The sequence below is a fragment of the Vibrio mytili genome, from assembly GCF_000830505.1.
Classification (GTDB): domain Bacteria; phylum Pseudomonadota; class Gammaproteobacteria; order Enterobacterales; family Vibrionaceae; genus Vibrio; species Vibrio mytili.
Genome location: NZ_JXOK01000036.1, coordinates 74,496 through 99,210, shown reverse-complemented (window position 1 = coordinate 99,210; position 24,715 = coordinate 74,496). Strand labels below are relative to the sequence as shown.

Below are 24,715 nucleotides of genomic sequence, written 5' to 3'. Positions count from 1 at the left end.
ACCTTGATCACTATAAATAAGATGCGGAAGTGGCGGAATTGGTAGACGCACCAGATTTAGGTTCTGGCGCCGCAAGGTGTGAGAGTTCAAGTCTCTCCTTCCGCACCATTCTTTCTTTATTAGAAAGATTAATAGTCTCACGACTATTGACCTGTAGGCTATCGCCAAGCGGTAAGGCAGCGGCTTTTGATGCCGCCATTCCCTGGTTCGAATCCAGGTAGCCCTGCCATTATTTCTTTGAAATAAAGGTTCCTTGAAATACAGGAACGTTATCTAGGTTCACCAATCACCTTGATAACTATAAATCAAGATGCGGAAGTGGCGGAATTGGTAGACGCACCAGATTTAGGTTCTGGCGCCGCAAGGTGTGAGAGTTCAAGTCTCTCCTTCCGCACCATTCTTGATTAAAAGTTTAAAATGGCTACGTAGCTCAGCTGGTTAGAGCACATCACTCATAATGATGGGGTCACAGGTTCGAATCCCGTCGTAGCCACCATAAACAACGTTATTTAGGTTTTACCAATTACCTTGATAACTACGAATAAGTTGCGGAAGTGGCGGAATTGGTAGACGCACCAGATTTAGGTTCTGGCGCCGCAAGGTGTGAGAGTTCAAGTCTCTCCTTCCGCACCATTCTTTCTTTATTAGAAAGATTAATAGTCTCATGACTATTGACCTGTAGGCTATCGCCAAGCGGTAAGGCAGCGGCTTTTGATGCCGCCATTCCCTGGTTCGAATCCAGGTAGCCCTGCCATTATTTCTTTGAAATAAAGGTTCCTTGAAATACAGGAACGTTATCGAGGTTCACCAATCACCTTGATAACTATAAATCAAGATGCGGAAGTGGCGGAATTGGTAGACGCACCAGATTTAGGTTCTGGCGCCGTAAGGTGTGAGAGTTCAAGTCTCTCCTTCCGCACCATTCTTGATTAAAAATTTAAAATGGCTACGTAGCTCAGCTGGTTAGAGCACATCACTCATAATGATGGGGTCACAGGTTCGAATCCCGTCGTAGCCACCATTGATTCGATTACTAGCTAACGCTAATAATCGTGTAGATTTTAAGATGCGGAAGTGGCGGAATTGGTAGACGCACCAGATTTAGGTTCTGGCGCCGCAAGGTGTGAGAGTTCAAGTCTCTCCTTCCGCACCATCTTAAATAATCTACAATATCAAACCTGTGCGGAAGTGGCGGAATTGGTAGACGCACCAGATTTAGGTTCTGGCGCCGTAAGGTGTGAGAGTTCAAGTCTCTCCTTCCGCACCATTCTTTCCTTTATGGAAAGATCATAGTTTTTAGACTATGCTTTAGGCTATCGCCAAGCGGTAAGGCAGCGGCTTTTGATGCCGCCATTCCCTGGTTCGAATCCAGGTAGCCCTGCCATATACAACGTTTTCGAGGTTCACCAATCGCCTTGATAACTATAAATAAGATGCGGAAGTGGCGGAATTGGTAGACGCACCAGATTTAGGTTCTGGCGCCGCAAGGTGTGAGAGTTCAAGTCTCTCCTTCCGCACCATTATTTGAAACCCAGTATTAAGTTGCTGGGTTTTTTCTTTTTCTGGACTCGGTGAATTAACTACCATTGGTATTAATTGACCGGATTAAAAAAGCGAGCTTAATGCTCGCTTTTTTTCTATCTATCCACAAAAACTGGCAGCAATCACATGCCGAGTGCGTATTTAAGAACTTGGGATTTGATTGGTCCAGAGTGCTCAGCCAATTTTAGTGCCGCATTGCGTGCAAACTTTAATGGACCCAGATCATTACTAAAACCTTTGTAGAAGAAATCCATCCCTGTCTGCATCAGTAGGTTATCTGGACGACGAGAACGCTCATATTTCGCCAATAGCGCATCACTTAACTCATTCTGGTTTTGTGTCACTTTTAGTAGAACATCAACATCCTTAAAGCCTAGATTTACTCCCTGGCCGGCGAGTGGATTGATAGTATGTGCTGAATCACCAACAAGGACACACCCTTTATTCGAATAGGACTGAGCATGACGACGAGTCAAAGGGAACGAGCCAAACTGCAGTACTTCAATGTCACCGAGCTCTTTCGGGAAGTGATGTAAGATCTCAGCTCTCAGCTGAGACTTCGTCATGGAGCACAACTGTTTAATACGGGCGGGTGAGTCATACCAAACTAATGAACCTTGCCCTAATTCAGTTCCTTCATCTTCGAAAGAACATAATGGCAAGAAAGAACGCGGACCAGAGGGCGTAAACTGCTGCCACGTAATATCTTGTTGCGGTAATTCAGTCTTCACATTGATCAACATGCAATGTTGACGGTAATCCCACGCAGTAATTCCAATTCCGGCCAATTGACGCACTTTCGAGTTTGCACCATCAGCACCGATCACCCACTGCGCCTCAAATTGCTTGCCACTCTCTAGAGTCACGCGATTACACTGTTCAAATTCTATGGTTTTTAAGCGTTCTGGGCATTCAAGAGTCAGGTTATCGTACTGCCCAAAGGCTTGCCATAACCCTAATTGAATGAGGCGGTTTTCTGCAATGTAACCAAGTTGCTCAAGGGATAATTCCTCCGAATGAAATCGAGTACGACATTCAGGGTGTTCCCAAGTTTCCAAACGACGGTAGGGACAGACACGCATCGCTTTAATTGACGCCCATGCACCCAACGACTCAAGAAGTGACACGGATTGATGAGAAATAGCGGATACGCGTATATCCATAGCTTGAGAGCTATCAAACGGTTTTGGTTCGTTTCCCTCAACAACAACTACACTTCTGCCCTGCTGAGCAAAACCTATCGCCATTGCTGCACCGACCATACCTCCGCCTATTACTGCGATGTCATATCTGTTCATTTTTTGTTCTTCATTATCTTGATTCACCAGCTTTTTTCATTGTACGTCTCACCCAAGCATTTACAAAACGGTTTATCTTTAGTTATGGCTATATAGAGCCCCTCACTTTTGACATCATCTCTCTATATATACTGCTCAGTAAGCTAGATTTTTTCATTCGTTTTTATGGTCAAAAACCTTGTTCAACATAAAGCGAATCCCCTGATTTCATCAGGCTTTGCAGAGAATTGACCAGATCACTAGTCAGGTGCTTTTTAAAGCAGTACAATACGCCGCTTACCGTCGAGACGGCGGCTAAAACTTGGTCACCACAACTGCTATTATATCGGTGACTTTCTGGAAACATTGGGCGATTTGCTCCCTTAATTTAAACTAACGATCGAGCGAACAACATGAGTAAAAAACTGCTAATTAAAACCTGGGGCTGCCAGATGAACGAATACGATTCATCAAAAATGGCGGATCTACTGAATGCGACTAACGGCTACGAGCTGACAGAAGAACCAGAAGAAGCAGACGTATTACTACTTAATACCTGTTCTATCCGTGAAAAAGCACAAGAGAAGGTATTCCATCAGCTAGGTCGTTGGAAAACGCTAAAAGACAAAAAAGCAGGCGTCGTGATTGGCGTGGGTGGTTGCGTAGCAACGCAAGAAGGTGACCACATTCGTGAACGCGCACCTTTTGTTGACGTGATCTTTGGTCCTCAAACATTGCACCGCCTGCCAGAGATGATCAAACAGTCTCAGTCAGATGACGCTCCGGTCATGGACATTTCATTCCCAGAGATTGAAAAATTCGACCGTCTACCAGAGCCTCGTGCTGAAGGCGCGACAGCATTCGTATCCATTATGGAAGGCTGCTCTAAATACTGTACATACTGCGTAGTGCCATACACACGTGGTGAAGAAGTTAGCCGCCCAATGGACGACGTGCTATTCGAAATCGCACAGCTTGCCGAGCAAGGCGTACGTGAAGTCAATTTGCTAGGTCAGAACGTGAATGCGTACCGTGGGTCTACTCACGATGGTGAGATCTGTTCGTTTGCAGAATTGCTTCGCCTGGTCGCATCCATCGACGGTATCGATCGTATCCGCTTTACCACTAGCCACCCACTAGAGTTTACTGACGATATCATCGCTGTTTATGAAGATACGCCTGAACTCGTAAGCTTCCTACACTTGCCAGTACAAAGTGGTAGTGATCGCGTTCTGACAATGATGAAGCGTCCGCACACAGGCATTGAGTACAAATCGATCATCCGTAAGCTACGCAAAGCACGTCCTGATATCCAAATCAGTTCTGACTTTATTGTTGGCTTCCCAGGTGAAACGGACAAAGACTTCCAAGACACGATGAAGCTTATCAAAGACGTCGACTTTGATATGAGCTTCAGCTTTATCTTCTCTCCTCGCCCAGGTACGCCTGCCGCTGATTACCCATGTGATCTGTCAGAGGAAGTGAAAAAAGAGCGCCTGTATGAGCTCCAACAAACAATTAACGCTCAGGCTATGCGTTACTCTCGTCTAATGCTAGGTACTGAGCAACGCGTATTGGTTGAAGGGCCATCTAAGAAAAATCTAATGGAACTGCGTGCTCGTACAGAAAACAACCGTGTAGTAAACTTTGAAGGTAGTGCAGACCTCATTGGTCAGTTCGTTGATGTGAAGATTGTAGATGTATTTGCAAACTCACTACGTGGTGAGCTAGTACGTACAGAAAAAGACATGGACCTTCGTAGCGTGATTTCTCCAACGCAAATGATGGCGAAAACCCGCCGCGAAGATGAGCTAGGTGTAGCGACTTTTACGCCTTAAAGCTTGAAATTACCTGACTAAGTAACCATCTTAGAAGAAGGTATGTAAAGCCATTAGAAGCCCGGTCTAAATCGGGCTTCTGCAAGGTGGCATAAAATGAGAGGCAACATTGAGCAATAAAATCGTAACTCTAGAAATCAATCTAGAACCTTCAGACAACCGCCGTCTTGCAAGCCTGTGCGGTCCATTCGATGATAATATCAAGCATTTAGAACGCCGCTTGGGCGTTGAAATCAACCACCGTAGTGATCATTTTACTATCGTAGGTAAGCCCCATACCTCAGCGGCTGCGCTAGATATTCTCAAAACGCTTTACGTGGATACCGCACCAGTACGCGGTGAGATCCCAGATATCGAGCCTGAACAGATCCATCTTGCGATCAAAGAGTCAGGGGTGTTAGAGCAAAACACTGAGTCAAATATCGAGCACGGTAAAGAGGTGTTCGTCAAGACGAAGAAGGGAGTCATTAAGCCACGTACTCCGAATCAAGCTCAATACTTAGTTAATATGGTGACACACGATATCTCATTTGGTATAGGTCCTGCGGGTACAGGTAAGACTTACCTTGCGGTTGCAGCAGCAGTTGATGCGCTTGAACGCCAAGAGATTCGTCGTATTTTGCTGACTCGTCCAGCGGTTGAAGCTGGCGAAAAACTCGGTTTCCTGCCAGGAGACTTGAGCCAGAAAGTCGACCCATACCTTCGTCCACTGTACGATGCATTATTTGAAATGCTAGGCTTTGAACGGGTTGAGAAACTGATTGAGCGTAACGTAATTGAAGTCGCCCCACTTGCATACATGCGTGGTCGTACCCTGAACGACGCATTTATTATTCTCGATGAGAGCCAAAACACCACGGTAGAACAAATGAAAATGTTCCTCACACGTATTGGCTTTAACTCTCGTGCAGTGATCACTGGTGACGTAACCCAGATCGACTTACCGCGCGGCGCTAAATCGGGTTTGCGTCATGCGATTGAAGTACTAAACGAAGTGGATGATATCAGCTTCAACTTCTTCCTCGCCGACGACGTCGTGCGTCACCCTGTTGTTGCTCGTATCGTTAACGCCTATGAGAAATGGGAAGCGCAAGATCAGAAAGAGCGTAAAGAGTTTGAAAAGCGTCGTCGTGAAGAGCGTGATGCCAAATTACTTGAAGCTGCCAAAGCTGAGCTAAACACTCAAGCTACTGCAACGAAGGAATAACTATGGCGATTGAACTCGATCTGCAACTGGCAGTCAAAAGTGAAGAAGGGTTACCTTCTAAACAAGACTTCCAATTATGGTTGGACAAGACTATCCCTCTTTTTCAACCACAAGCAGAAGTCACCATACGCGTTGTGGATGAGCAAGAAAGCCATACATTGAATTATGATTATCGTGGCAAAGATAAACCAACCAATGTGCTTTCGTTCCCTTTTGAAGCCCCACCGGGTATGGAATTGGATCTATTAGGTGACTTGATCATTTGCCGACAAGTTGTTGAAAACGAGGCGGCTGAGCAAAACAAACCGCTATTAGCTCACTGGGCACATATGGTTGTACATGGTAGCTTGCATCTGCTAGGTTATGATCATATTGAGGATGACGAAGCCGAAGAGATGGAGTCCCTCGAAACGGAAATCTTGCAAGGCATGGGTTATGACGACCCATACCTCGCAGAAAAAGAGTAGCGTTAAGCCACTCGATTGTGAAAGGCAAATTACTCACAGTATTCTCGTATGTGCCTTTCTATGTGAGCTATCACACTTCTGATAGCGTTACTTACTTGAGAAACAATGAACGAAGATAATTCGCCCCCCGCATCCAACGAAGGGCAGAAAGAAAAGGCAGAAGGTCCGAGTAGAAAGTCCTTCTTTGAACGCTTAGGTCAACTCTTTCAAGGCGATCCAAAAGACCGCCAAGAGCTTGTGGATGTGATCCGCGACTCTGAAGTTAATGACCTGATCGACCACGATACCCGAGACATGCTTGAGGGTGTTATGGAGATCGCCGAAATGCGAGTGCGAGACATTATGTTGCCACGCTCGCAAATGGTCACGGTTGATCGAAAAGACGATCTCGATACGCTCGTCATGTTGATCACCGATGCGCAACACTCTCGCTACCCTGTGATCAGCGAGGACAAAGACCATGTGGAAGGCATTCTGCTCGCGAAGGACTTACTTAAATACTTAGGCTCTGACAGCAACCCATTTGACATCGAAGAGGTCATTCGACCTGCTGTGGTCGTTCCGGAAAGCAAACGCGTTGATCGCTTGCTAAAAGAATTCCGAGAAGAACGCTACCATATGGCGATCGTTGTCGACGAGTTTGGTGGAGTATCTGGACTGGTAACCATCGAAGATATCCTCGAAGAGATCGTTGGCGATATTGAAGATGAGTTCGATGATGATGAAGAAACCGATATTCGTAAGCTTAGCAAGCATACGTTTGCCGTTCGAGCGTTAACAACTATTGAAGAATTTAATGCCACGTTCGGTACCAACTTCAGTGATGAAGAGGTAGACACTGTCGGTGGTATGGTTATGACTGCCTTTGGTCACCTACCGTCACGAGGTGAGCTTGTCGAAATTGAGGGCTATAACTTCAAAGTCACCGCTGCCGATAACCGTCGTGTCATTCAACTCCAAGTCACCATTCCAGATGAAGAGACACTGGTAGAAGCGGCTCAAGAGTAACGCGATACCCTGTAGGGAATATCAGAAAATAATAATGATGAATGAATTCTTTCATCGCCTCAAGCGGCCCTTAGCGGCCGCTTTTGTTGGCGCCTCCACTACATTAGCCTTTGCCCCTTACCAACTGTGGCCATTGGCGATCCTCAGCCCGGCACTATTGCTTATTCTTCTCGCAAAGCAGACACCAAAACGCGCGCTTTGGATAGGTTACTCCTGGGGACTTGGCCAGTTTGCAACTGGCGTTAGCTGGGTTTACGTCAGTATATCTGGCTTTGGCGGAATGCCACTGATTGCCAACGTATTTTTGATGGCGTTATTGGTGGCCTATTTAGCCATCTACTCTGGCCTGTTTGCTTGGCTCAATAATCGACTCTTTCCCTCACTGACCTTAAGCCAAGTACTGCTAGCTACGCCTGCGCTTTGGCTGATTACCGATTGGCTACGCGGATGGGTTATGACTGGGTTCCCTTGGTTGTGGCTAGGGTACAGTCAAATTGATGCCCCATTTGCCAGCTTTGCGCCAATTGGTGGTGTGGAACTTCTGACCCTATTAGTTGTTATCTCTGCCGGGGCTATGGCTTACGCTTGGCTTCATAAACAATGGTTAGTCGTTGTTATTCCTGTGGTACTGCTCAGTACAGGGTTTGGTATTCGCCAGTACGATTGGGTCACTCCACGTTTGCAGGACACGACCAAAGTTGCTCTACTCCAAGGTAATGTCGATCAGAAATTAAAATGGTTGCCGAGTCAACGCTGGCCTACGATCATGAAGTACACTGACCTGACCCGAGAAAACTGGGATGCCGATATCATTGTCTGGCCAGAGGCTGCGATCCCAGCCTTCGAGATCGAAGTGGCGTCATTTCTCAAAAACATCGATAGTGCAGCAAAGAACAATCACAGTGCGATCGTTACTGGGGTCGTGAATCAAACCGACGATCATCAGTTTTACAATAGTATTTTAGCACTCGGCACCACACCATACGGTGACTACAGCTTTGATATGACACAGCGATATCACAAACACCATCTACTGCCGTTTGGGGAATTTGTACCGTTTGAAAATATCCTGCGTCCACTCGCGCCGTTCTTTAACTTACCGATGTCATCGTTCAGTCGTGGGGATTTTATCCAGCCAAACATCGTCGCAAATGGCAAACATATGGCGCCAGCACTGTGTTATGAAATTATCTTTAATGAGCAAGTGCGTCAAAACATCACCGACGACACTGACTTCATCTTAACGTTATCAAACGATGCATGGTTTGGACACTCTATCGGACCACTACAACATATGGAAATAGCTCGGATGCGCGCGTTGGAGTTAGGCAAGCCTCTGATTCGTTCAACCAACAATGGTTTAACCGCGGTGACAGATCACAAAGGTAAGATTATCGAACAAGTCCCTCAGTTTACAACTGCGGTTCTACGCGCTGAAGTAGCTCCCACTGATGGAAAAACGCCATACCGTATTTTTGGTACCTGGCCGTTGTATATCTGGGTGGCACTCAGCCTAATCCTTGCCTGGTGGTTACCGAGAGTAAGTAATAAGTCCATTAAGGATAAGTAAAAACTCAAATACTTATTTGCAACGCTATAACGCATCAGTCACACGCGCAGAAAAATCAGTCACACACGAACAAAAAAAGAGGCTTGATAGCCTCTTTTTTATTCGAGCTAAGGTTTTAGTGGCTGGCGACTAAAGCCTGTGTGACCGCATTTAATGCATGGGATAACCACGGTGGGATGATTATAGGTTGTCTTATGGCCGCATTCATCACATACCAGTGTCCCTAAACCGATCACATCGCCAACTTCATACAAACCTTGGTGCTCAAGATCGTCAAACAACTCCATCCATTCGATTTTTGTACGATCGGTAATTTCCAATAACCCTTGCCAAATAGAATCGGCAATTGTTAGATAGAACGGCCCGGTTTTACTCTCTTCATAGCTTTCAGAGAACTCTTTCAAGTCGGATTTGATATAAGCTTTAATCAGAGCCAACTCATCTTTGGTCAAGTCATTGGCGGCATCCACCACTTTGCCCGACGTTTCAATCGCTTTGTTCACTTCTTCCGGACTTTGCTTCAAGGTTTCGATAACATCCTCGAGCATTTCCTCGTAACCTGTTTTACGTTTAGGCATAACTGACCTCCATCTTTGCTCCTACCGATGTCACTTAAGCGTGCATGGGTAGAGATTGGCTATTGTTGTGCACCCTAGCTTTAGGTATTCTATGATGATCTATTTAAGTCTGTTCTAACCGAACTCACAAATTCCAAGATAAACGGATACCATCGATGCAAGAGCAATACAACCCACAAGAGATTGAACAAAAAGTTCAAAAGCACTGGGATGACAACAAAACCTTTGTTGTAAGTGAAGACCCAAATAAAGAAAAATTCTACTGTTTATCTATGTTTCCATACCCAAGTGGTCGACTGCACATGGGTCACGTCCGTAACTATACCATTGGTGACGTAGTCTCTCGCTTCCAACGCCTACAAGGTAAAAATGTCATGCAACCTATCGGTTGGGATGCATTCGGTCTACCTGCAGAAAACGCGGCTGTAAAAAACAAAACAGCGCCTGCGCCATGGACTTACGAAAACATTGAGTACATGAAGAACCAACTTAAGTTGCTCGGTTTTGGCTACGACTGGAACCGCGAATTCGCCACATGTACGCCTGAATACTACCGTTGGGAACAAGAATTCTTCACTAAGCTTTACGAAAAAGGCCTGGTTTACAAGAAGACGTCATCAGTGAACTGGTGTCCAAATGACCAAACGGTTTTAGCGAATGAACAGGTCGAAGACGGCTGTTGTTGGCGTTGTGACACTCCGGTAGAGCAAAAAGAGATCCCTCAGTGGTTCATCAAAATCACCGAATACGCACAAGAACTACTTGACGACCTAGACAACCTAGACGGCTGGCCTGAAATGGTGAAAACCATGCAGCGTAACTGGATTGGCCGCTCAGAAGGCGTTGAACTTAAGTTCACAGTGAAAGGCCATTCTGATCTGGAAGTTTACACCACACGTCCAGACACGCTAATGGGTGTGACTTACGTAGGTATCGCAGCAGGTCACCCTCTTGCAGCATTAGCAGCAGAGACCAATCCTGAGCTTGCAGCATTTATCGACGAATGTAAGAACAACAAAGTTGCGGAAGCTGAGCTAGCAACAATGGAGAAGAAAGGTATGGCGACTGGCCTTACTGCAATTCATCCATTGAACGGCCGTGAAGTACCAGTGTACGTCGCCAACTTCGTACTGATGGACTATGGTACAGGTGCGGTTATGGCAGTCCCTGCTCACGACCAGCGCGATTTTGAATTCGCAACCAAATACGGTCTAGATATCGTACCCGTCATCAAGCCTGTTGATGGTAGCGAGCTAGATATCTCTGAAGTCGCATACACAGAAAAAGGGGTACTGTTCGATTCTGGTGAATTCGACGGCCTAGAATTCCAAGCAGCATTTGATGCCATCGCCGCCAAGCTTGAAGCAGAAGGTAAAGGCAAGAAGACCGTTAACTTCCGTCTTCGTGACTGGGGGGTATCTCGTCAACGTTACTGGGGCGCACCAATCCCTATGGTCACGACCGAAGATGGTGAAGTTCATCCTGTTCCTGCCGACCAACTGCCAGTAATTCTTCCTGAAGATGTGGTCATGGACGGCGTAACGAGCCCAATCAAAGCAGATAAAGAGTGGGCTAAGACCACCTTTAAGGGTGAGCCAGCGCTACGAGAGACAGATACGTTCGATACGTTCATGGAATCTTCTTGGTACTACGCTCGCTACTGTTCACCGCAAGCGGACGACATCCTAGATCCAGAAAAAGCAAACTACTGGCTGCCTGTAGACCAGTACATCGGTGGTATCGAGCACGCTTGTATGCACCTATTGTACTCACGCTTCTTCCATAAACTTCTACGTGATGCTGGCTACGTGACGTCTGACGAACCGTTCAAACAACTCCTATGTCAAGGCATGGTGCTAGCGGACGCGTTCTACCACACGAATGAAAAAGGCACTAAAGAATGGGTTGCACCAACTGACGTGAAAGTAGAGCGTGACGGTAAAGGGCGCATCGAATCGGCTGTCGACAACCAAGGTCGTAACGTTGAGCACTCAGGCATGATCAAAATGTCTAAGTCGAAGAACAACGGTATTGACCCGCAAGAGATGGTCGACAAATACGGTGCCGACACTGTACGCCTATTCATGATGTTCGCTTCTCCAGCAGACATGACACTAGAATGGCAAGAGTCTGGTGTAGAAGGTGCGAACCGCTTCCTGAAACGTGTATGGAAACTGGTAAAAGAACACACTGAGAAAGGCGCATCAGACGCTGTGGATGCAGCTGCACTTTCTAGCGACCAAAAAGCGCTTCGTCGTGATGTTCACAAGACCATTGCGAAAGTGACGGACGATATCGCTCGTCGCCAAACGTTCAATACCGCTATCGCTGCAATCATGGAGCTGATGAACAAGCTTGCAAAAGCACCTCAAGAGTCGGTTCAAGACCGTGCAATTCTGGATGAAGCACTGAAAGCAGTCGTCGCAATGCTTTACCCTATCACTCCACACATTTCGTACGAGTTGTGGACAGCACTAGGTCAATCGGACATTGATAACGCTGGATGGCCAACTTACGACGAAAGTGCGCTGGTTGAAGACGAGAAGACCATTGTTGTTCAAGTAAACGGCAAACTACGTGCGAAACTGACCGTTGCTGCTGACGCAAGCAAAGAACAAGTTGAAGAACTTGGTCTGAACGACGAGAACGTGACTAAATTCACCGAAGGTAAGACCATCCGTAAAGTCATTTACGTTCCGGGTAAACTTCTCAATATTGTTGCGAACTGATCATTGCAAAATCTGCAACTTTTCGTCTCTCAATAATTAGCGAACTATTTCGTTAATAATGAGTCATAAACAGGGTGAATAATCACCCTGTTTATTTACCTCAAACTATTTGTTTAAAGTGGTTTGAGGTAAATCCCTCTTTCAATTTAGGATGAATACAATCAATGCGTTTTTTCTCTGCCATTCAACTGCCAGTAGTATTGGTATTAACGGGGCTTCTTTCTGCCTGCGGCTTCCACCTTCGTGGCGAATATTCCGTTCCGGAAGAACTGCACACCATGTCCTTTTCTAGTTATGATGAATACAGCCCGCTAACCCGTTATGTGCGATCTGAACTGACACTCAACAAAGTAGAACTTGTTTCACCATCATCAAGTATACCTAACTTGCACTTGCTCAGAGCAAGCCTAGACGAACGCACATTGTCACTGTACCAAAATAGCCGCGCAGCAGAAAAAGAGTTGACGTACGTGGTGAACTACCGTGTCACCATTCCTGGATACGGCTCGAAGAGCTTTACCACAACCGTAAACCGAAATTACCTTGATAACCCGCTAACCGCATTGGCAAAATCTGTTGAGCGTGATGTGATTGAAGATGAGATGCGCCAGCAGGCCGCTAAACAAATGATGCGTCAGCTAGGTCGTATCCGAGCAGAGTACGAAGCCGGTCACGTCCAAGAACCTGCGACGAACACAAACTCTTAGTCATCATGCGAATTTATGCGGATAAACTGGCTGATCACCTAGCCAAACAAATAAAGCAAGTTTACCTAATCTTTGGTAACGAGCCGCTATTGATTCAGGAGAGTCGTCAGGCGATCCAGAAAGCAGCGCAACAGCATGGCTTCGAAGAAACACATCGATTTTCCATCGATCCCAACTTGGATTGGAATCAAGTCTACGATTGCTTTCAGGCATTAAGCTTATTTTCTAGCCGCCAGATCATTGAGTTAGAGGTCCCAGAAAGTGGGGTGACGGCGACGGTTAGTAAAGAGCTACAATCGCTTTGTGACATACTACATGACGACATCATGTTGGTCATCGTGGGTAGTAAGCTTACGAAAGCACAAGAGAATGCGAAATGGTTTAAGTCTCTGAGTACAAAAGGAGATTGGGTCAGTTGCCTGACACCAGACTTGCAACGCTTGCCGATGTTCATCCAAGCACGCTGCCGAAAGCTAGCACTCAAGCCCGATCAGCAATCACTACAAATGCTCGCACAATGGCATGAAGGGAATTTATTCGCTCTCTCTCAGAGCCTAGAGAAACTGGCACTACTCTACCCTGATGGAGAGTTGACGATAGTGCGCCTCGAAAAAGCCTTAAGTCGCAACAATCACTTTACCACGTTTCACTGGATAGATGCTGTACTTGCCGGTAAAGCCAATCGAGCTCAACGTATATTGAGGCAGTTAGAAGCAGAAGGCATTGAATCTGTCATACTTATTCGTAGTATTCAAAAAGAGTTCCATCAGTTGTTAAGTATGCACAGAGACTTAACTCAGATGGGAATGAATCAAGTTTTTGAAAAATATCGGGTGTGGCAAAACAAGCGGCCACTATACAATGCAGCACTGACCAGACTAACGGCTCAACGCATACACGCACTTATCTCAGTGCTCGCGCAAGCAGAGATAAAAGCGAAAACCCAATATGACCAATCCGTTTGGCCAACTATTCATCAATTGAGCCTAGAAACCAGCTCTCCTGATATTAAGCTGGCAATTTAAAAATCAAAGCGTGATATAGTGCGCGACCTTGTTTTGCCCTAGATACGTGCAAAACAAACCGAGACAAGAGATAAACCGAGGAAAACTGAGTGCTTCGCGAAGAATTGAAAGACTTTTTGGCTGATAAAGCCGACGATATGAAAGCGGAAGATATCATCATCCTGAATGTAGAAGACAAATCGAGCGTGACAGACTACATGATTATCTGTACGGGCACGTCTAAACGCCATGTATCTTCTATCGCAGATCACGTCGCATCAGAAGTAAAAAAGGCTGGGCTTGCTCCATTAGGCATGGAAGGTGAGAACGAAGGTGAATGGGTCGTGCTGGACATGGGTGATGCTATGTTGCACGTAATGCAGGAAGAACACCGCGCTTTATACCAGCTAGAAAAACTCTGGGGTTAGTCGTTTGAAAATTCAACTCATTGCCGTTGGGACAAAAATGCCGAAATGGGTCGAAGAAGGCTTTCAAGAGTATCGACGTCGTTTCCCACATGATATGCCGTTAGAATTGGTAGAAATCCCCGCAGGTAAACGGGGTAAAAACGCTGATATTACCCGTATTTTACAAAAAGAAGGGGAAGCCATGTTGGCAGCGGTACCAAAAGGTAACCGCATTGTCACCTTGGATATCCCAGGAAAAAAGTGGGATACACCGCAACTGGCCGAGCAATTGGAAGCCTGGAAGTTGGACGCTCGTGATGTGTCCATTTTAATTGGCGGCCCTGAAGGATTAGCACCAGCCTGTAAAGCCGCGGCTGATCAAAGCTGGTCATTATCAGCATTGACGTTGCCACATCCCCTAGTTCGTATCGTGATGGCAGAAAGCTTATACCGAGCGTGGAGCATTACCGCTAACCACCCTTACCACCGCGAATAATCGTTGATTCATTTTCATGATCATTGTTTAACTTTAGAGCCAAGCGTTAATGATTCGTAAGCGCCGTAGTCAAATCCGAGATTATCAAGCCGAAGCGCGTTTGTTTGCCAATCGCGCTATCGTTGCATTTATCGGCATCGTCATTTTGATGGGAGTGCTGGTTGCCAATATGTACAATATTCAGGTCAACCAGTATCAAGACTATCAAACTCGTTCCAATGACAACCGGATAAAAATCGTTCCAATCGCCCCTAACCGTGGTCTTATCTATGATCGCAATGGTGTCTTACTTGCTGAAAACAGACCTGTTTTTAACTTAGAGATCACACCAGAAAAGGTTAAAAACATCGATAAAACCATCGAAGAGCTACAAACGATTTTAGAGATCACACCGGAAGAAATCGAACGCTTCCAGCGTGAGCGAAAACGCACTCGTCGCTTTAAGTCTGTCCCCCTTCTCACTCAATTAGATGAAAAACAAGTCGCCGTATTTTCGGTGAATCAATACCGTTTCCCAGGTGTTGAAATCAGCGCAACACTAAAACGTTACTATCCATTTAGTGAAGTTTTAACGCACGTTATCGGCTATGTGTCGCGCATTAATGATCGCGATATGCAACGTTTGATTCGAGAAGAAAAAGCAGCTAACTATCAAGCAACTCGTGATATTGGTAAGTTAGGTATCGAAAAATACTACGAAGACTTACTCCATGGTACGGCAGGTTATCAAGAGGTAGAAGTTAACAGTCGTGGGCGCGTTATTCGTACGCTCAAGTACGTTCCACCTACCCCAGGTGAAGATATCGTCTTAAATCTCGATATCAACTTGCAAATGTATGTGCATCAGTTGCTCGACGGACGTCGCGGCAGTGCTGTTGTTATGGACCCAAGAGATAATGGCATTTTGGCGATGGTCTCAAGCCCAAGCTATGATCCCAACGCTTTCGTCCATGGTATTTCCGGCAAAGCGTACCGGCTCTGCTCAATAATAAAGACCGTCCTCTTGTCAATCGAATTACATTAGGTATTTATCCACCGGCCTCTACGGTCAAACCTATGATAGCCGTTTCCGCGTTACAGGAAGGCGTCATTACTCCTAACACAACGCGAAATGACCCAGGTTATTGGCGAATCCCGAACTCCAATACGCGTCCATTTCGTGACTGGTTGCGCTGGGGACATGGACGCGTTGATGTGGTTAAGTCGATTGAAGAGTCGGTCGATACTTTTTACTACCAAGTGGCTTACGACATGGGCATTGATCGGCTTTCTACTTGGATGATGAAATTCGGTTTTGGCGACTATACCGGCATTGATATTTTTGAAGAAAGTAAGGCAAATATGCCAACTCGAGAATGGAAAATGTCACGCCACCGCACTCCTTGGTACAAAGGTGATACGATTCCCGTTGGTATTGGGCAAGGTTATTGGACCGCTACCCCGATGCAAATAGCAAAAGCGACGTCGGTGTTAGTTAATGACGGAAAAGTCGTGGCCCCTCACTTATTAAAATCGACGATTGAAAATAGCGGTGACTTTGATGAGCAAAGGACGGAAGAGTACGTGACTTATCCGCCAATCAAAGGGGTACCAAAGAAATACTGGGACTTAGCCAAAGAAGGCATGCGTCGAGTCAACCATGGGACTCGAGGCACAGCTCGTCGTTCATTTTATGACATGAGTTATCAAACCGCCGGAAAATCAGGTACGGCCCAAGTTTTCGGTTTGGCAGAGAACGAAGAATATAATGCCGATGAAGTCGCAGAGCATCTGCGCGACCACGCGTTGTTTACCGGCTTCGCTCCCTTTGAAAACCCAGAAGTTGTCGTCACCGTCGTGCTGGAAAATGCTGGTGGTGGCTCAAGTCACGGCGGACCAGTCGCGAGAAAAATTTTCGACCGGGTCATACTTGGTCCTGAGGCGACAAAACCAGAAGAAGAAAAATCAGAGGCAACACACTAATGAAGATGGATCCCTCTACAGGTAAAAATCGCTCCCAATTCGAGCGCCTTCATATTGATTTGCCGTTGCTACTTGGCTTGTTAGCTTTGATGGCTTTCGGTCTGGTGATCATTTATAGCGCAAGTGGACAAAACCTCGCCATGATGGATAGACAAATCATGCGTATGGTGCTGTCTCTTGTGGTAATGATTGTTCTCGCTCAGTTATCTCCAAGGACTTACGAAAACCTAGCACCTCTTATGTTTATAGGCGGCGTCGTGTTGCTGTTCGGCGTATTGTTTTTTGGTGAAGCTCAAAGGGCGCACAACGCTGGCTGAACCTGGGTTTTGTTCGCTTCCAACCGTCCGAATTACTGAAGTTGGCGGTACCACTAATGGTGGCTCGCTACATTGGTCGTCAGGCCTTGCCTCCATCATTTAAAACATTGGTGATTGCATTTGCCATGGTGATGGTACCGACCATCTTAATCGCCAAACAACCCGACTTAGGCACATCTATTCTTATCGCCGCATCAGGGATATTCGTTATCTTCCTGGCAGGTATTAGTTGGAAAATCATTGCGGCTGCGGCCATAGCAGTTGGCGGTTTTATTCCGATTCTGTGGTTCTTCCTAATGCGTGAATATCAGAAAGTCCGGGTTAGAACACTATTTAATCCAGAGTCCGATCCACTCGGAGCTGGTTACCATATCATTCAGAGTAAAATCGCAATCGGCTCGGGTGGCATCTTTGGTAAAGGCTGGTTGCACGGTACGCAGTCACAGTTAGAATTTCTGCCTGAACGACATACTGACTTTATCTTTGCAGTCATTGCTGAAGAGTGGGGTATGATCGGCTTCCTGTGCTTACTTGCCATCTATCTATTTATCATTGGTCGCGGTCTTTACCTCGCCAGCCAAGCTCAAACCGCATTTGGACGAATGATGGCAGGCAGTATTGTATTAAGTTTCTTCGTTTATATTTTTGTAAATATCGGCATGGTAAGTGGCATCCTACCCGTCGTCGGCGTACCTTTAGCACTGATCAGCTATGGTGGTACTTCTATGGTGACCCTGATGGCTGGTTTTGGTATTTTAATGTCGATTCACACGCACCGAAAAGCATTCTCTAAGGCAACCTAAACATGCAAAAACACGCTTTATATACCTTAGTTTTTACTGCCCTAGTCTTGGCAGGTTGCTCATCAACGAGCGAAAAAACGAGTGAAAAAAAGCAAACAGGTCGTTACGAACTCGAGTCAGATGTTGCACCAGACTCCCCCATATCGGTCGAGCATATCGAAGATGCTCACCCAAGATACGAACCTTACAGCTTAGGTGGTAACAGAGATTATCACCTGCGCGGCCAAGATTATAAAATCGTTCGCAACGCAAAAGGTTTTACTCAACGAGGTCGAGCGTCTTGGTACGGCAAAAAATTTCAGGGACACCTGACCTCGAATGGTGAAATATACGATATGTACTCAATGACAGCCGCGCATAAAACCTTACCGCTGCCGAGTTATGTCAAAGTGACAAATACCGATAATGGTAAAAGCACCGTCGTTCGAGTTAATGACCGAGGACCGTTCCATACCGGTCGCATCATTGATCTCAGCTATGCCGCCGCACACAAGTTAGATGTGATTAAAACGGGCACTGCCAACGTTCAAATCGAAGTAATTAGCGTGAATAAACCCAATGATAAAAAGTCATTGGAAGCGCACCCAAAATACGTTATCCAAGTTTCCTCATCAAAAAATGAGGGGCGCGCGCGAACTTTAGGTCAAGAACTTGGTCAAAAGCTGGATACAGATTCTTTTCTAGAAAATACGAAAGAGTCTTATCGTTTGCTTTTGGGGCCGTTTACTGACTATTCCCTGACTCAAGCGACCTTGGATAAAGTAAAGTTGCTCGGCTATTCGTCTGCATTTATTAAAAAACACAACAACATTAACACTGCCCAATGAGCTAGTATCATGAATTTCTAGGTGAATCCCCCTCTTATCTAACTAGGGATTCTGATAAGATGTTCGCAGTTAACCCAAAAATTTGAATTACCATGAATAAAACTAAGTTTGTGAAATCTATTCTCGTTTCTTCCGTTGCGCTTTCTGCAACTTTTGCTCAACCAGTTCTCGCTTCACCTATCGTGGTACCGGACTCGCCTCAAATCGCAGCGAAAGGCTACGTATTGATGGATTACAACTCCGGTAAAGTCTTAGCAGAAAAAGAGATGAACACTAAGTTATCTCCTGCAAGTTTGACAAAAATGATGACCAGCTACGTCATTGGCCAAGAGCTGGCACGTGGTAATATTTCAGAAGATGATGACGTCACCATCAGCAAAAATGCGTGGGCGAAAAACTTCCCTGAATCTTCAAAGATGTTCATTGAAGTAGGCACAACCGTTAAAGTAAAAGATCTCAACCGCGGTATCATCATCCAGTCAGGTAACGATGCATGCGTTGCCATGGCAGAGCACATAGCTGGTTCTGAGGACGCGTTTGTTGATCTAATGAACGCTTGGGCAAATACGTTAGGTATGAGCAACTCACACTTCGCCAACGTGCACGGTTTAGATAATCCAAACCTTTACTCAACACCATATGACATGGCGTTGCTGGGTAAGGCACTGATTCGCGATGTACCAAACGAATATCGCATTTACTCTCAGAAAAAATTCAGCTACAACGGCATCACTCAGTATAACCGTAACGGTCTACTGTGGGATAAAAGCATGAACGTTGACGGCATCAAAACAGGCCATACGAGCAACGCTGGTTATAGCTTAGTGAGCTCTGCGACAGAAGGTCAAATGCGTTTGGTGGCAGTCGTGATGGGCACAAAAGATGCGAATGCACGTAAATCTGAAAGCAAAAAGCTATTGAGCTACGGCTTCCGCTTTTTTGAAACAGTGGCACCACACAAAGCGGGTGAGACGTTCGTAGAAGAAAAAGTATGGATGGGCAACAAAGGCACGGTCGCACTTGGTTTGGACCAAGATACGTACGTAACTCTGCCTCGCGGTGAAGCGAAAAATCTAAAAGCAAGTTTTGTTCTTGAAAAAGAACTAGAAGCACCGATCAACAAAGGCGATGTAGTTGGTAAGCTATACTACCAAATTGATGGTGAAGATATTGCAGAGTATCCACTTATGGCGCTAGAAACGGTTGAGCAAGGTAGCCTGTTTAGCCGCATGTGGGACTACATTGTGTTGTTATTCAAGAGCTTCTTCTAAACCAAGCTAAAGATTAACAAACCGATTCTTAAAGCCGCCAACGATGGCGGCTTTTTAAGTATGCGATCCTCACCTTGAGTTCACCTTAATTTGACTGTACTATTTCGCACCGCAACCAATACCAACTGGAGTGACCGACATGCTAACCATCAACTCTGATGCAAAATTAAAAGACCTGCTTGAGTTCCCTTGCTCTTTTACTTACAAAGTCATGGGTCATGCAAAACCTGAACTTCCAGAACTTGTTCTTGAAGTGATTCAACGCCATGCTCCAGGGGATTACAGCCCAGCGGTAAAACCAAGTGCTAAAGGCAATTACCACTCGGTATCAATCAACATTACTGCGACTTCTATCGAGCAAGTAGAAACCCTATATAAAGAGCTGGGTGAAATCGACATTGTTCGCATGGTTCTATAATTATTTTATAAATTAAATTTTTTTTGAAAGCAGCTCTGGCTGCTTTCTTTTTATATATCAATAAGATAATAGATTACCAATCATCGTTGAGTTAAAAAACTGTTACTCAACGGTAGAGTAGAGAGATTATCCAGTTTATAATCCAAATACTTTATATAATAGCGACAGGAACCCCCATGCCACACCAGCTTGTTGTCAAACGACTTGGCCGTCAGGACTATGAACCTGTATGGAAGGCAATGCATGAGTTCACCGATCAACGCACCGAGGAAACACTCGATGAGGTTTGGTTAGTTGAACATAACCCAGTCTTTACCCAAGGTCAGGCAGGCAAAACCGAACACTTGATTAATACTGGTGACATTCCTGTCGTGCAAAGCGATCGCGGTGGTCAAGTGACGTACCACGGCCCTGGTCAACTTGTCGTCTACTTCCTAATAAACCTGCGTCGCAAGAAATTAGGAGTTCGAGATCTCGTTACCCATATAGAGAACCTCGTGATCAACACATTAAAAGCATACAATATCGACTCTGCCGCCCGACCTGACGCTCCAGGTGTGTATGTCGATGGCAAAAAAATATGCTCTCTAGGTCTACGTATTCGCAAAGGATGCTCGTTTCATGGGCTTGCCCTGAATGTAAACATGGACTTGACACCGTTCCTGCGAATCAACCATGTGGCTACGCTGGGATGGAGATGGTTCAAGTAAGCCAACTTGGCGGACCAGAGAACATCGAAGCAGTCGAAAAACAATTAATAGAAGAACTCGTTACTTTGCTTGATTATGAGCAAGTAAAATTCAGCACAGAAGCACCTTCTCAAGGTAATAAAGCATGAGCAAACCAATCCAGATGGAAAAAGGCGTTAAATATCGTGACGCCGACAAAATGGCATTGATTCCAGTAAAGAACATGCCTACAGAGCAGAAAGAAGTGCTGCGTAAGCCTGATTGGATGAAGATCAAGCTACCAGCCGATAGCCAACGAATTCAAGATATTAAAGCAGCAATGCGTAAGAACAAACTTCACTCGGTGTGTGAAGAAGCCTCTTGCCCTAACCTTGCGGAATGTTTTAACCACGGCACTGCGACCTTTATGATCTTAGGCGCAATCTGTACTCGTCGTTGTCCTTTCTGCGACGTTGCTCATGGTCGACCTCTTCCACCTGAAGCAGAAGAACCCAAAAAACTAGCAAAAACCATCGCCGATATGAAACTGAAGTACGTGGTGATCACATCGGTCGATCGTGACGATCTGCGTGATGGTGGTGCACAACACTTTGCCGACTGTAACCGCGAAATTCGTGAACAGAACCCAGAAATTAAGATTGAGACGCTTGTTCCTGATTTCCGTGGTCGTATGGACGTTGCTCTGGATTTAATGAAAGACAATCCACCCGATGTATTTAACCATAACTTGGAAACAGCACCGCGCCTATATCGTAAAGCTCGTCCAGGTGCAAACTATAAGTGGTCGCTACAGTTATTGAAGAAATTCAAAGAGCAACATCCTGATGTTCCGACCAAGTCGGGTCTGATGATGGGCCTCGGTGAGACAAAAGAAGAGATCGTAGAAGTACTGAAAGATCTGCGCGAACACGGTGTCACCATGCTGACTCTTGGTCAATACCTTGCACCAAGCCGTCACCACTTACCAGTAGAGCGTTATGTTCCGCCATCAGAGTTTGACGAGCTCAAAGAGATCGCACTAGAACTTGGATTTACACACGCAGCATGCGGACCGTTTGTTCGCTCTTCATACCACGCCGACATGCAAGCACAAGGTATCGAGATCAAGTAATCAATGAGTTCTCAATAACAAAAAAGGTTGGCACTTCGCCAACTTTTTTGTATCTGGTAACTAACACCAAGCCAAGTGAGAAAGTGGTCATATTTAATTCTAGAAAGCCAGAAAAACAAAAAGGCCCTCAATTGAGGACCTTGATATTTAATTCTCAAAATAGATGAATCGAGTTCTAGGAGAACACACATAGTTTGCGCGAGCAAATGAGTATGTTCGACACCGAAATCGGCTCACTCTATGAAGAAGCTATTATTTATAAAGTAAAGTTAGGCGTAAACCGGTAGACGCTTACAGATATCTAGCACTTTCTGTTTTGTCGCTTCAATAACGTCTTGGTTTTCAATGTTATCTAACACATCACACATCCAGTTAGCCAACTCTTTTGCGTCTTCTTGAGTGAAGCCGCGACGAGTGATCGCTGGTGTACCAACACGGATACCTGACGTAACAAATGGGCTACGTGGATCATTGGGTACAGAGTTTTTGTTTACAGTGATGTTCGCTGCACCTAGTGCGGCATCCGCTTCTTTGCCCGTGATGTTCTTGTCGATTAAGTCAACAAGGAACAGGTGGTTTTCTGTACCGTTAGAAACGATCTTGTAGCCACGCTCTTGGAACTGAGCAACCATCGCTTTAGCGTTTTGAACAACGCGAGCTTGGTATGCTTTAAACTCAGGCTCCATTGCTTCTTTGAACGCGACCGCTTTACCAGCAATCACATGCATTAGAGGGCCACCTTGACCACCCGGGAAGACAGCTGAGTTCAGCTTCTTGTACATGTCTTCGCCAGCGTTAGACAGGATAAGACCACCACGTGGGCCTGCTAATGTTTTGTGTGTCGTAGTAGTAACAACGTGAGCATGTGGTACAGGAGTTGGGTATTCGCCCGCAGCAATAAGACCCGCTACGTGAGCCATATCAACAAAGAGGTAAGCGTCAACTTTGTCTGCAATTTCACGCATACGTTTCCAGTCAACAATTTGAGAGTAAGCAGAGAAGCCGCCGATGATCATCTTAGGTTTGTGTTCAAGCGCAAGAGCTTCCATCTCGTCGTAGTTGATTTGGCCAGCTTCGTCGATACCGTAAGGAATAACGTTGTAGTGCTTACCAGAGAAGTTTACTGGTGAACCGTGAGTCAAGTGACCACCGTGAGCTAAGCTCATGCCAAGTACTGTGTCGCCTGGGTTAAGCAGCGCCATGTAAACCGCACTGTTTGCTTGAGAACCAGAGTGAGGCTGTACGTTCGCATATTCACAACCAAATAGTTCACATGCGCGATCGATCGCGAGTTGTTCCGCTTTATCTACATATTCACAACCGCCGTAATAACGCTTGCCTGGGTAGCCTTCAGCGTATTTGTTCGTTAGCTGAGAACCTTGCGCTTCCATTACACGTGGGCTTGTGTAGTTTTCAGAAGCGATAAGTTCAATGTGTTCTTCCTGGCGAAGAGTTTCTTCCTGGATAGCTGCGAACAGTTCCGCATCGTAATCTGCGATGTTCATATCACGCTTAAGCATCTGTATCTCCTGACTCAGATTAGTACTGAAAGTTGCAAAAAAACTGTTGAATGACCTTACGCAAACGTTTTCGTCACCCTATTGGCGCGCATTCTACATAATTTGATCTAGGTCATAAAGAGAAATTTACAATTTTTCTCATGCAGTTTTTTCATGATGACAAGCAATAATTATCATCGTTGTATTGCAATCGTTTAACGACAATTGTTACCTGTCAATTTTGTGCTTTACACCCTGTAAAACAGCAATTACATAGGTTTACCGTAAATTTTACCCTCTAGCTACCGAAAAGATCATCTTTTTACTATTATGCGACCCTAAATTCTCACCTATGACTATTACTTTGATGGAAAAACACTCAAGAAAAGAAGACTGGATAGCGATCCTCACGGGCACTTTTTTGGTAGCCCAGGGTGTTTTCTTTCTCCAATCTGCAAACCTCCTTACTGGAGGCACAACAGGTTTGGCTTTGCTTATCAGCCAATTTACACCTTTTACCTTCGGTATGCTGTACTTTTTGACCAATTGCCCTTTTTACCTATTAGCATGGAAACGCTTCGGGCGACGTTTTGCAATCAATAGTGTGATTTCTGGTGCTTTGGTTTCAGTTTTTGCCGATCATCTTTATTTACTGATTTCGCTTGAGTCGGTCAACGACGTCTATTGTGCCGTGGCGGGGGGGATTTTAATGGGACTCGGGATGCTGATCTTATTCAGACACCGCTCCAGCCTCGGTGGCTTTAATGTCCTGTGTTTATTTATTCAAGACAAATTTGGGATATCTGTAGGTAAAAGCCAGATGGCGATAGATGTGTGCATTGTATTAGGTTCAATGTTCTTTGTTTCGCCGTGGATTATTGCTCTGTCTGCTTTAGGGGCATTCGCTCTTAACCTTGTGTTAGCGATGAACCACAAACCACACCGCTATTCTGTAACCTACGGTTCATAAATAACACTCCTTCACACA

General features: G+C 45.5%; 18 protein-coding genes, 12 tRNA genes and 3 pseudogenes. 30 read left to right on the top strand and 3 right to left on the bottom strand.

The window, feature by feature from the left end; translation table 11 throughout:
- The first annotated feature begins 23 nt into the window (after positions 1–23).
- The 12 genes from SU60_RS10090 (at position 24) to SU60_RS10035 (ending at position 1,520) form a co-directional block, all read left to right on the top strand.
- Positions 24–108: transfer RNA gene (locus SU60_RS10090), tRNA-Leu, on the top strand.
- A 47-nt stretch (positions 109–155) separates the two neighbouring features.
- A tRNA-Gln gene (locus tag SU60_RS10085) sits at positions 156–229 on the top strand.
- A gap of 83 nt (positions 230–312) precedes the next feature.
- Positions 313–397 (top strand) — tRNA-Leu (locus tag SU60_RS10080).
- Positions 398–419: 22 nt separating this feature from the next.
- Positions 420–496 (top strand) — tRNA-Met (locus SU60_RS10075).
- A gap of 52 nt (positions 497–548) precedes the next feature.
- A tRNA-Leu gene (locus SU60_RS10070) sits at positions 549–633 on the top strand.
- 47 nt (positions 634–680) lie between these two features.
- Positions 681–754, top strand: a tRNA-Gln gene (locus SU60_RS10065).
- 83 nt (positions 755–837) lie between these two features.
- A tRNA-Leu gene (locus SU60_RS10060) sits at positions 838–922 on the top strand.
- 22 nt (positions 923–944) lie between these two features.
- A tRNA-Met gene (locus tag SU60_RS10055) sits at positions 945–1,021 on the top strand.
- Positions 1,022–1,068: 47 nt separating this feature from the next.
- A tRNA-Leu gene (locus SU60_RS10050) sits at positions 1,069–1,153 on the top strand.
- 29 nt (positions 1,154–1,182) lie between these two features.
- Positions 1,183–1,267, top strand: a tRNA-Leu gene (locus tag SU60_RS10045).
- A gap of 43 nt (positions 1,268–1,310) precedes the next feature.
- Positions 1,311–1,384: transfer RNA gene (locus SU60_RS10040), tRNA-Gln, on the top strand.
- Positions 1,385–1,435: 51 nt separating this feature from the next.
- Positions 1,436–1,520 (top strand) — tRNA-Leu (locus SU60_RS10035).
- A gap of 144 nt (positions 1,521–1,664) precedes the next feature.
- Here the strand turns inward: SU60_RS10035 and SU60_RS10030 are convergent.
- Entirely contained in the window at positions 1,665–2,840 is a 1,176-nt protein-coding gene (locus SU60_RS10030) for a 2-octaprenyl-3-methyl-6-methoxy-1,4-benzoquinol hydroxylase (RefSeq protein ID WP_041155403.1), read from the bottom strand.
- A 392-nt stretch (positions 2,841–3,232) separates the two neighbouring features.
- Between SU60_RS10030 and miaB the strand changes: the two genes are divergently transcribed.
- The 5 genes from miaB (at position 3,233) to lnt (ending at position 8,909) form a co-directional block, all read left to right on the top strand.
- Positions 3,233–4,657 carry a tRNA (N6-isopentenyl adenosine(37)-C2)-methylthiotransferase MiaB gene (gene miaB, locus SU60_RS10025; protein ID WP_041155399.1) on the top strand — a complete coding sequence of 475 codons (1,425 nt, stop codon included), beginning with the start codon at positions 3,233–3,235 and terminating at the stop codon, positions 4,655–4,657.
- Between the two features lie 109 nt (positions 4,658–4,766).
- Positions 4,767–5,864 (top strand): PhoH family protein, encoded by a 1,098-nt coding sequence (locus tag SU60_RS10020; protein ID WP_041155398.1) that lies wholly within the window; start codon positions 4,767–4,769, stop codon positions 5,862–5,864.
- A 2-nt stretch (positions 5,865–5,866) separates the two neighbouring features.
- Positions 5,867–6,331, top strand: a complete 465-nt coding sequence (gene ybeY, locus SU60_RS10015; RefSeq protein ID WP_041155397.1) for an rRNA maturation RNase YbeY — start codon at positions 5,867–5,869, stop codon at positions 6,329–6,331.
- Between the two features lie 105 nt (positions 6,332–6,436).
- Positions 6,437–7,339 (top strand): CNNM family magnesium/cobalt transport protein CorC, encoded by a 903-nt coding sequence (gene corC / locus SU60_RS10010; protein WP_041155396.1) that lies wholly within the window; start codon positions 6,437–6,439, stop codon positions 7,337–7,339.
- Positions 7,340–7,373: 34 nt separating this feature from the next.
- A complete protein-coding gene (gene lnt / locus SU60_RS10005; protein ID WP_041155395.1) occupies positions 7,374–8,909 on the top strand; it encodes an apolipoprotein N-acyltransferase in 1,536 nt (511 codons plus the stop codon).
- Positions 8,910–9,016: 107 nt separating this feature from the next.
- Here lnt and SU60_RS10000 read toward each other — a convergent pair whose 3' ends face one another.
- Positions 9,017–9,487 carry a zinc ribbon-containing protein gene (locus SU60_RS10000; RefSeq protein WP_041155394.1) on the bottom strand — a complete coding sequence of 157 codons (471 nt, stop codon included), beginning with the start codon at positions 9,485–9,487 and terminating at the stop codon, positions 9,017–9,019.
- 155 nt (positions 9,488–9,642) lie between these two features.
- Here SU60_RS10000 and leuS point away from each other — a divergent pair, with 155 nt between their 5' ends.
- The 12 genes and pseudogenes from leuS (at position 9,643) to lipA (ending at position 22,228) form a co-directional block, all read left to right on the top strand.
- Positions 9,643–12,216, top strand: coding sequence for a leucine--tRNA ligase (leuS, locus tag SU60_RS09995; protein WP_041155393.1), 2,574 nt, complete (start codon positions 9,643–9,645; stop codon positions 12,214–12,216).
- A gap of 164 nt (positions 12,217–12,380) precedes the next feature.
- Entirely contained in the window at positions 12,381–12,923 is a 543-nt protein-coding gene (locus tag SU60_RS09990) for an LPS-assembly lipoprotein LptE (protein ID WP_041155392.1), read from the top strand.
- Between the two features lie 5 nt (positions 12,924–12,928).
- Positions 12,929–13,948 carry a DNA polymerase III subunit delta gene (holA, locus tag SU60_RS09985; RefSeq protein WP_041155391.1) on the top strand — a complete coding sequence of 340 codons (1,020 nt, stop codon included), beginning with the start codon at positions 12,929–12,931 and terminating at the stop codon, positions 13,946–13,948.
- 89 nt (positions 13,949–14,037) lie between these two features.
- A complete protein-coding gene (rsfS, locus tag SU60_RS09980) occupies positions 14,038–14,355 on the top strand; it encodes a ribosome silencing factor (protein WP_041155390.1) in 318 nt (105 codons plus the stop codon).
- Between the two features lie 4 nt (positions 14,356–14,359).
- A complete protein-coding gene (gene rlmH, locus SU60_RS09975; RefSeq protein ID WP_041155389.1) occupies positions 14,360–14,830 on the top strand; it encodes a 23S rRNA (pseudouridine(1915)-N(3))-methyltransferase RlmH in 471 nt (156 codons plus the stop codon).
- A gap of 49 nt (positions 14,831–14,879) precedes the next feature.
- Positions 14,880–16,792, top strand: a pseudogene (gene mrdA, locus SU60_RS09970) (penicillin-binding protein 2).
- Positions 16,792–17,912: pseudogene (rodA, locus tag SU60_RS09965) on the top strand (rod shape-determining protein RodA). Before mrdA ends, rodA begins: the two co-directional pseudogenes overlap by 1 nt.
- A 2-nt stretch (positions 17,913–17,914) precedes the next feature.
- A complete protein-coding gene (locus SU60_RS09960) occupies positions 17,915–18,739 on the top strand; it encodes a septal ring lytic transglycosylase RlpA family protein (RefSeq protein ID WP_041155388.1) in 825 nt (274 codons plus the stop codon).
- Positions 18,740–18,831: 92 nt separating this feature from the next.
- A complete protein-coding gene (locus SU60_RS09955; RefSeq protein ID WP_041155387.1) occupies positions 18,832–20,010 on the top strand; it encodes a serine hydrolase in 1,179 nt (392 codons plus the stop codon).
- A 139-nt stretch (positions 20,011–20,149) separates the two neighbouring features.
- The gene (gene ybeD, locus SU60_RS09950; protein ID WP_038865384.1) at positions 20,150–20,428 is read left to right on the top strand and encodes a DUF493 family protein YbeD; all 279 of its coding nucleotides are present in this window, start codon (positions 20,150–20,152) and stop codon (positions 20,426–20,428) included.
- A gap of 176 nt (positions 20,429–20,604) precedes the next feature.
- Positions 20,605–21,266 (top strand): annotated as a pseudogene (lipB, locus tag SU60_RS09945) (lipoyl(octanoyl) transferase LipB).
- The gene (lipA, locus tag SU60_RS09940; protein WP_041155386.1) at positions 21,263–22,228 is read left to right on the top strand and encodes a lipoyl synthase; all 966 of its coding nucleotides are present in this window, start codon (positions 21,263–21,265) and stop codon (positions 22,226–22,228) included. Before lipB ends, lipA begins: the two are co-directional and overlap by 4 nt.
- A gap of 269 nt (positions 22,229–22,497) precedes the next feature.
- Here lipA and glyA read toward each other — a convergent pair whose 3' ends face one another.
- Positions 22,498–23,748 (bottom strand): serine hydroxymethyltransferase, encoded by a 1,251-nt coding sequence (gene glyA, locus SU60_RS09935; protein ID WP_041155385.1) that lies wholly within the window; start codon positions 23,746–23,748, stop codon positions 22,498–22,500.
- 346 nt (positions 23,749–24,094) lie between these two features.
- Between glyA and SU60_RS09930 the strand changes: the two genes are divergently transcribed.
- Complete coding sequence (locus SU60_RS09930) at positions 24,095–24,697, top strand: YitT family protein (protein WP_041155384.1); 603 nt, start codon at positions 24,095–24,097, stop codon at positions 24,695–24,697.
- The last annotated feature ends 18 nt before the right edge of the window (positions 24,698–24,715 follow it).

Coding starts and splice junctions, on each gene's coding strand:
- corC (WP_041155396.1), top strand. CDS start 6,437: ATGAACGAAGATAATTCGCCCCCCGCATCCAACGAAGGGCAGAAAGAA.
- SU60_RS09955 (WP_041155387.1), top strand. CDS start 18,832: ATGAATAAAACTAAGTTTGTGAAATCTATTCTCGTTTCTTCCGTTGCG.
- SU60_RS10000 (WP_041155394.1), bottom strand. CDS start 9,487: ATGCCTAAACGTAAAACAGGTTACGAGGAAATGCTCGAGGATGTTATC.
- miaB (WP_041155399.1), top strand. CDS start 3,233: ATGAGTAAAAAACTGCTAATTAAAACCTGGGGCTGCCAGATGAACGAA.
- glyA (WP_041155385.1), bottom strand. CDS start 23,748: ATGCTTAAGCGTGATATGAACATCGCAGATTACGATGCGGAACTGTTC.
- SU60_RS09990 (WP_041155392.1), top strand. CDS start 12,381: ATGCGTTTTTTCTCTGCCATTCAACTGCCAGTAGTATTGGTATTAACG.
- SU60_RS10030 (WP_041155403.1), bottom strand. CDS start 2,840: ATGAACAGATATGACATCGCAGTAATAGGCGGAGGTATGGTCGGTGCA.
- SU60_RS09960 (WP_041155388.1), top strand. CDS start 17,915: ATGCAAAAACACGCTTTATATACCTTAGTTTTTACTGCCCTAGTCTTG.
- leuS (WP_041155393.1), top strand. CDS start 9,643: ATGCAAGAGCAATACAACCCACAAGAGATTGAACAAAAAGTTCAAAAG.
- holA (WP_041155391.1), top strand. CDS start 12,929: ATGCGAATTTATGCGGATAAACTGGCTGATCACCTAGCCAAACAAATA.
- lipA (WP_041155386.1), top strand. CDS start 21,263: ATGAGCAAACCAATCCAGATGGAAAAAGGCGTTAAATATCGTGACGCC.
- SU60_RS09930 (WP_041155384.1), top strand. CDS start 24,095: ATGGAAAAACACTCAAGAAAAGAAGACTGGATAGCGATCCTCACGGGC.
- ybeD (WP_038865384.1), top strand. CDS start 20,150: ATGCTAACCATCAACTCTGATGCAAAATTAAAAGACCTGCTTGAGTTC.
- ybeY (WP_041155397.1), top strand. CDS start 5,867: ATGGCGATTGAACTCGATCTGCAACTGGCAGTCAAAAGTGAAGAAGGG.
- lnt (WP_041155395.1), top strand. CDS start 7,374: ATGATGAATGAATTCTTTCATCGCCTCAAGCGGCCCTTAGCGGCCGCT.